This window comes from Exiguobacterium sp. UBA6282 (assembly GCF_002440475.1).
Taxonomy (GTDB): Bacteria; Bacillota; Bacilli; order Exiguobacteriales; family Exiguobacteriaceae; genus Exiguobacterium_A.
The window spans coordinates 23,173-29,429 of record NZ_DJUM01000010.1 but is presented as its reverse complement, the minus strand read 5'-3'; the positions used below and the strand labels follow the sequence as shown (position 1 = coordinate 29,429).

The window sequence follows — 6,257 nt, the reverse complement described above, 5'->3', positions numbered from 1 at the left end:
AAATCGAGAAGAATGGTACGCCAGCTTCACCAGCTGCAGCACGCGCGAGCAACGTTTTACCTGTACCTGGAGGACCCACGAGGAGAACCCCTTTCGGAATACGGGCACCGAGCTTCGCGAATTTACGCGGATCTTTTAAGAATTCGACGACTTCGACGAGTTCTTGTTTCTCTTCGTCTGCGCCGGCTACATCATCAAACGTAATCTTTTTCTTCTCTGTATCGTAGAGGCGTGCCTTCGATTTCCCGAAGTTCATGACGCGACCGCCACCACCGCCACCTTGTGCTTGATTAATCAAGAAGAAGAAGAGGATGAAGATGATGATGAATGGAACGATCGTCGTTAGTAACGCGATCCAACCACCATTCGTTTCTGCTGCCTTGAAGTCCATCTTGACTCCTTGGCTTTTCAATTGCGTGTAGAGATCCGTTAGTTCCGTATCAACAGCCGGTACGACTGTTTCATACGTCGAATCTTTTGCACGCAAATCTCCTGTCACATTATACGTCTGGCCTTCATACTGGAAGGTAGCCGTCTTGATTTCACCTTTTTCAACAGACTCGACAAACTGTGTGTAATTGATTTCTTTGCTTTTGTTCACTGGACTCTGCAAGTATTGCAGAAACAAGATCAAAGCTAGAAAAATGACCCCAAACACGAGGGTATTCTTCACTGCTCGGTTCATCTTATGCCTCCTCTCCGCATCCATCTCGTTTTTCTAATGGATGAATACGAATCCTGGCGCGACAGGGCGCGCTTTGTAATTGGTTTCATCTTATCATGGGACAGACGAGATTAAAAATAATTAGCCACCGTAGACTGCAGGTTTCAAGACACCTACATACGGAAGGTTACGGTATTTCTCTTCGTAATCCAGACCATACCCGACGACGAATTCGTGTGGAATGACGAAGCCGCTGTAATCTGCATGCAAATCATTTTTCCGTCCTGTCGGTTTGTCGAGCAATGTCACGATTTTAACGGACTTCGCTTTCCGGTACTTGAAGAGGTCTACGAGGTAGCCAAGCGTCAATCCGCTGTCGATGATATCTTCGACAATCAAGATGTCGCGTCCTTCTACCGATGTGTTCAAATCTTTTTCAATCTTGACTTCACCGGTTGATGTTGTCCCACCGTGATACGTCGAAACGTCCATGAAGTCCATTTCAAGGTGCATATCCATCTTTTTCACAAGATCGGACATGAAAGGCATTGCGCCTTTTAAGACACACACAAGCAACGGAAAACGATCGTGATAATCCGCTGTCAAATCGCCGGCTAGTTCGCCCACTTTATTTTGGATCTCTTCTTCTGAAATCAATACTTTTTCCATATCGTTCATCAAGGTCATGCTAGGTATTCCTCCTCCATAATAAACACTACATTACCATTCTATCATTAAATAAGATTTTGCGAGGAGTTCAAATGACCCGAATATTGCAATTCGATGTCCAATGACGGCTAAAATCACTCCATTTGCATCGACGACGACCGGCACTTGTTCCCGGAGATAACGTGGAACCTTCGCATCAATCAGAATTCGACTGACTTTTTTCGAACCAACAGCAAGTTGAATCCGATCTCCCGGACGTGGCGGACGTACCGTCAACGGAAACGTAATCGCGTCCAGTGGGATCCCGTGCGTTCCAATTGAGAAGCGAAGCATTTGTTCACCATAATGATACGTTCCCAAATTCTCCCCTACTTGAAACGGTAAATCGTCATTCATTGACCGTATCACACGATCTTGCATCAAAAAGCCATATGCACGTCGCATCCTCCAGTTTCCATAATACACTTCGTCCGAGCCCTTATCCACCCGAAGCCATGTAACAAAGTGACGAATCGTTTCGGAAGAAAACGTATCGCCCGTTAACGTCGGCAAGACGAGCCGTTGTAAATCCGTCGGCAATTCTAAAATACGTGCGACCGGAATTCCGTTTGTTTCCTTACACCGGTCGAGATAGGTCGCGACGAATGTTGCCTGCTCACGCATGATTTGCTGTCGCGCATGTGCTGCTGCTGCTGTTGCCTGTTCAAAACCAGGACGAATGTCTCGTAGTGGCGGAAGAATCTTATGCCGAATTTGATTTCGTAAATAGGTCGTTTCTGCATTTGATGCATCCTCTCGCCACGGTACCTCATGTTGCCATGCATAATCGAGTAATGCTTGCTTCGATTCATGTAGTAACGGTCGATGTAACCAGCCGTTACCAAACGGACGAATGACAGGAATCCCATCAACTTGTGCTTCTCCTCGAACGAGCTGAATGAGCAACGTCTCGATTTGATCATCTTGATGATGGGCGAGAACAAGACGCGAGCGTCCGGTCTCTTCCATGGTGCGCTCAAAAAATGCATACCGTTCCTCACGACATGCTGCTTGAGAGCTCGTACGTCCTGCCCAGTCCAAACGCGTCATGAAAAACAAAATCTTTCGAGTTGCTGCCCAGTCTTCGATAAAATGTGCTTCTTCGTCGGATGCTTCTCGTAATCCGTGATGCACATGTGCAATTGCAATGTCATACCCTTCTCGATACAACCGATCGACGAGTACCATCGAGTCACATCCTCCAGACACTCCGACTAGGAGCGGTTCGAACGGCACACCTTCCATTACGACTTCACCCCTTTCCGTTAAAACCTAAAAAAAGCTATCTCTATATAATAGAGATAGCTTTTTGAGAATGACCCGTACGGGATTCGAACCCGTGTTACCGCCGTGAAAGGGCGGTGTCTTAACCGCTTGACCAACGGGCCAAAAAAATATGGTAGCGGCGGAGGGAGTCGAACCCACGACCTCACGGGTATGAACCGTACGCTCTAGCCAGCTGAGCTACACCGCCATATTTTTAACTCGTGCGTCTTAAGCACATTTTCTATAATACGGGCAGGGCAAATGAAAGTCAACGCTTTTTATAAAAATAATTTTAAAAAAATAAAAGATGGAATGAACGGCGTCATTCCATCTCTATTCTTATAAAGAACAGGTCAGCAAGTTATTGACGTTTTGCGCCGCGCCCGCCACGTTTTGAATCCGTTTGACGTTTCAATGTAGCAAGACGATCTTCACTATCTTTCAGGAAACTAGACATCAACGTATCGAACGATTGTTCTTTGCGCGGTGGTGGTGTATTACGGCCACCTTTGTTGAAGCCTCCACGATTACCGCCTCCACGCGGTCCTTTGTTATCGAACGAACGTGGTCCGCGATCTTGTCCTGCTGGACGTGGTCCACGATCGAACTGACGTGCTGGACGTGGGCGTTCACCTTCTGGACGATCGACGGCTTTTTTAATGGAAAGACCAATCTTACCATCGTTTTCAACACTTAAGACTTTAACGGTGATTTCTTGACCAACCGTTAATACATCATTGATGTCCTTAACATAAGAATCTGCCACTTCACTAATGTGAACAAGACCAGTTTTCCCTGTTGGTAACTCAACGAACGCTCCGAAATTCGTGATGCCTGTTACTTTCCCTTGCACTTTGCTGCCTACTTCAATCGACATAAATTGTATTGCTCCTTTTTAGTTGATTCGTTTCTTATTATACGAGTGATTCATTCTTTTTTCAATCAATCGGCAACCTTCAATTAGTCTTCAGGTGAAAAGTAGAAGATCGTTTCTCCTTTTTTCGAATAGAGCAACTCACTCCGGGCTAAGTTCGCCACATATTCTTTATCATTGAGACGATTGATTTCTTCTTTCAGACGAGCAGTCTCTTTTTTTGCTTTCGTCTGCTCCTGTTCAGCTACTTGAAATGACTGCTTTTGTTCTGCGATCAATTGCCGTTTTTCCATGTATGACCACCCCATGAGGGAAAAGATGAGCAAAAAGACGGTCAGACACAAGAAAAAGCGATTTTTGAGACGTCGACGGTTTTCAATAGCATTCTGACTCAATTGCTTCTTACGGTCATTGAGCGGCTTGATCTTTGGCGTTTGACGCCCTGATTCGAGCGGTGTTGGCATATCATCCCTCCTCTTTCTGAGTGGTCATCCCTGACACTCTTTAGTATACTTCCTTTTTCCGGTAAATTACATCGATTCTTCGGAATTCACCTTTTCTTCACGGATGATTTCATACATATCAGATGCTTCTTCTTTTTTCGCATGTTCTTTAATGCTTGAAATCGCAACTGTCACGATCTTATTTCCGAACCGAATCGTCATCTCATCACCTGCTGCTACCGTGCTACTTGCTTTCGCTACATTACCATTGATCGTAATCCGACCTTGATCAGCAACTTCTTTCGCAAGCGTCCGTCGTTTGATCAGACGCGATACTTTTAAAAATTTATCAAGTCTCATGACTGTTCCTCCTGCTTCGCTTGATGCCAGAGTGAATCTTGCTCTTCAAGCGTCATCTCAACGAGCGGTCGATCCGCTAGTTGTTCCATCCGTGTAAAACGGCGAATAAATTTATCATTCGTTCGTTGTAATCCTTCTTCTGCCGATAGACCGAGGTATTTTCCGACGAGTGTTATCGAGAACAGGACGTCTCCAAATTCTCCGAGTCGTTCTTCTGGGGCGGCTTCTTTCAATTCACGTAACTCTTCGATCACTTTTTCAAGTGCCCCCTCGACATCTGCCCACTCGAAACCGACTTTCGCCACTTTCTTTTGAATGTCTTCTGCGCGCATCAAAGCAGGTGCTCCTTTTGTCACACCATCAAGCAAAGAAGTCCGCTCCGGTTTTTCTTGTGCTTTGATGTCTTGCCAGTTCGACACAACGTCTGCTGAAGAATCAACAGTCGTTTCCCCGAAGACATGGGGATGGCGACGAATCATCTTATCGCTGACGCTTCCGATGACGTCTCGAATATCAAAATACCCTTCATCTAGACCAATTTGTGCGTGGAGCATGACCTGTAAGAGGACGTCTCCTAGTTCTTCTATCATTAAGTTATCGTCCTGAAGGTCGATTGCTTCCAGTAATTCGTAAGATTCTTCGATTAAATGTCGTTTTAAGGACTCATGCGTCTGCTCTTGATCCCACGGACAACCACCTTCACCGCGTAATCGCGCGATAATCTCTTTTAAAGTCGCGAAGTCACGATTCAACGTCTGCTCATCCGTAACCGGTGGTACATAGACCGTCGTTAAGTTACTGAGCGTCGTCACATGATCGAGTTCATATAACGGTACGTTTTGAACGGTTTGCTGACTCGTACCTGCTGCTGTGACAAGAGTGACGAGATGTTCGTCCGGATAACGTTCCATCAACTGGACTTTTAAGTCGCCAGCGACGAGCGCGTCATAGACTTGCCCAATCAGTAGATGTTGACGAATCTGTGCTTCATCGACAGCAAATGCCGTTGCATCAAGTAACTGGAATCCTTCAATCGGATCCACGCCAAGTGCAGCGAACATCGGATCGAGAAAACTTTGTCCCCCTACGACATCGACATTGTCTGTCCGTTGCAACAACTGTTGCACGGTACTCTCAGCGACTAATGGATGTCCTGGAACGGCATAGATGATGTCTGCCGTTTCAGAAAGACGAAGCAATTCCTCGACGATTTCTGTATATACGTCTTCAAACCGACTATGTCGTTCATAAACTGAGTCAAATGATGTAAAGTTCATTCCCTCTGCTGCAAGTTCTGAAACGACTGGATGATCCACTGTCCGCAAATAGACAGGTTGTGTCGTGTTTTTTAATAATCGATAGATGCCAAACGGCAATTGTTCGAGTTCGCCGACGCCAAGGCCGACGATCGTAATTCGGTGTGTCATATGCTCCTCCTACGTTGGTACATCTGATATAACTTATCTCCTAAAGGCAATAACGCCCACTCTTGTTCTGATAAGGCACGAAAGCGTAACGCCATACTGCCATAAATGATGGCACCACCGACGACAAGAACGCCGACTTCGAGTGCCGCACCGATTCGTGTCTCAAGCTCAAACAGCTGGAAAAACGTCTCGATAAGATACAGAAACACACCCATGGTAAGCACAGGTAAGACCAGTCTTCGATAAAAAACAGTTCCCACAGATACACGACCGAACTTCCGGTTCAATAAAATCCATTGCGCTGCCGCCATGACGGCAAAACCTCCAAATGTCGCCATACCCGCCCCGATCATACCATATCGGGGAATGAAATAGAGGTTCAGAGTAAGCTTCGCCCCTAATCCGATAAGAACACCAACAAGCGCATACTTCTCGGCATCAACCGACTGGAGACAAGAGACGATCATCATCGCGATCGATGCGGCAAATGCCGTCGCTGCGAGCCAAATCAATCC

The 6,257-nt window shown here is 46.1% G+C and carries 8 protein-coding genes and 2 tRNA genes; all 10 read right to left on the bottom strand.

The window, feature by feature from the left end:
• Positions 1 to 685, bottom strand: a 685-nt coding sequence (locus B2751_RS02405; RefSeq protein ID WP_290772557.1) for an ATP-dependent metallopeptidase FtsH/Yme1/Tma family protein, incomplete at its 3' end; no start/stop codon positions are given.
• A gap of 120 nt (positions 686 to 805) precedes the next feature.
• The gene (gene hpt, locus B2751_RS02400; protein ID WP_035413256.1) at positions 806 to 1,351 is read right to left on the bottom strand and encodes a hypoxanthine phosphoribosyltransferase; all 546 of its coding nucleotides are present in this window, start codon (positions 1,349 to 1,351) and stop codon (positions 806 to 808) included.
• A 33-nt stretch (positions 1,352 to 1,384) separates the two neighbouring features.
• Positions 1,385 to 2,617, bottom strand: coding sequence for a tRNA lysidine(34) synthetase TilS (gene tilS / locus B2751_RS02395; RefSeq protein WP_290772554.1), 1,233 nt, complete (start codon positions 2,615 to 2,617; stop codon positions 1,385 to 1,387).
• A gap of 71 nt (positions 2,618 to 2,688) precedes the next feature.
• A tRNA-Glu gene (locus tag B2751_RS02390) sits at positions 2,689 to 2,760 on the bottom strand.
• 9 nt (positions 2,761 to 2,769) lie between these two features.
• Positions 2,770 to 2,846, bottom strand: a tRNA-Met gene (locus tag B2751_RS02385).
• Positions 2,847 to 2,999: 153 nt separating this feature from the next.
• Positions 3,000 to 3,515: a S1 domain-containing RNA-binding protein gene (locus B2751_RS02380; RefSeq protein ID WP_035413250.1), complete on the bottom strand. Its 516-nt coding sequence runs from the start codon at positions 3,513 to 3,515 to the stop codon at positions 3,000 to 3,002.
• Positions 3,516 to 3,598: 83 nt separating this feature from the next.
• On the bottom strand, positions 3,599 to 3,976 hold the full coding sequence (locus tag B2751_RS02375) for an FtsB family cell division protein (RefSeq protein ID WP_035413247.1): 378 nt from the start codon (positions 3,974 to 3,976) through the stop codon (positions 3,599 to 3,601).
• 66 nt (positions 3,977 to 4,042) lie between these two features.
• On the bottom strand, positions 4,043 to 4,315 hold the full coding sequence (locus tag B2751_RS02370) for an RNA-binding S4 domain-containing protein (protein ID WP_023466556.1): 273 nt from the start codon (positions 4,313 to 4,315) through the stop codon (positions 4,043 to 4,045).
• Positions 4,312 to 5,742: a nucleoside triphosphate pyrophosphohydrolase gene (mazG, locus tag B2751_RS02365; RefSeq protein WP_290772551.1), complete on the bottom strand. Its 1,431-nt coding sequence runs from the start codon at positions 5,740 to 5,742 to the stop codon at positions 4,312 to 4,314. Before mazG ends, B2751_RS02370 begins: the two co-directional genes overlap by 4 nt.
• The gene (locus B2751_RS02360; protein ID WP_290772547.1) at positions 5,739 to 6,254 is read right to left on the bottom strand and encodes a polysaccharide biosynthesis C-terminal domain-containing protein; all 516 of its coding nucleotides are present in this window, start codon (positions 6,252 to 6,254) and stop codon (positions 5,739 to 5,741) included. Before B2751_RS02360 ends, mazG begins: the two co-directional genes overlap by 4 nt.
• Positions 6,255 to 6,257 lie beyond the last annotated feature (3 nt).

Excerpts from the sequence above, each read along its gene's own strand:
- hpt (WP_035413256.1), bottom strand. The coding sequence starts at position 1,351 with ATGACCTTGATGAACGATATGGAAAAAGTATTGATTTCAGAAGAAGAG.
- tilS (WP_290772554.1), bottom strand. The coding sequence starts at position 2,617 with ATGGAAGGTGTGCCGTTCGAACCGCTCCTAGTCGGAGTGTCTGGAGGA.
- B2751_RS02380 (WP_035413250.1), bottom strand. The coding sequence starts at position 3,515 with ATGTCGATTGAAGTAGGCAGCAAAGTGCAAGGGAAAGTAACAGGCATC.
- B2751_RS02375 (WP_035413247.1), bottom strand. The coding sequence starts at position 3,976 with ATGCCAACACCGCTCGAATCAGGGCGTCAAACGCCAAAGATCAAGCCG.
- B2751_RS02370 (WP_023466556.1), bottom strand. The coding sequence starts at position 4,315 with ATGAGACTTGATAAATTTTTAAAAGTATCGCGTCTGATCAAACGACGG.
- mazG (WP_290772551.1), bottom strand. The coding sequence starts at position 5,742 with ATGACACACCGAATTACGATCGTCGGCCTTGGCGTCGGCGAACTCGAA.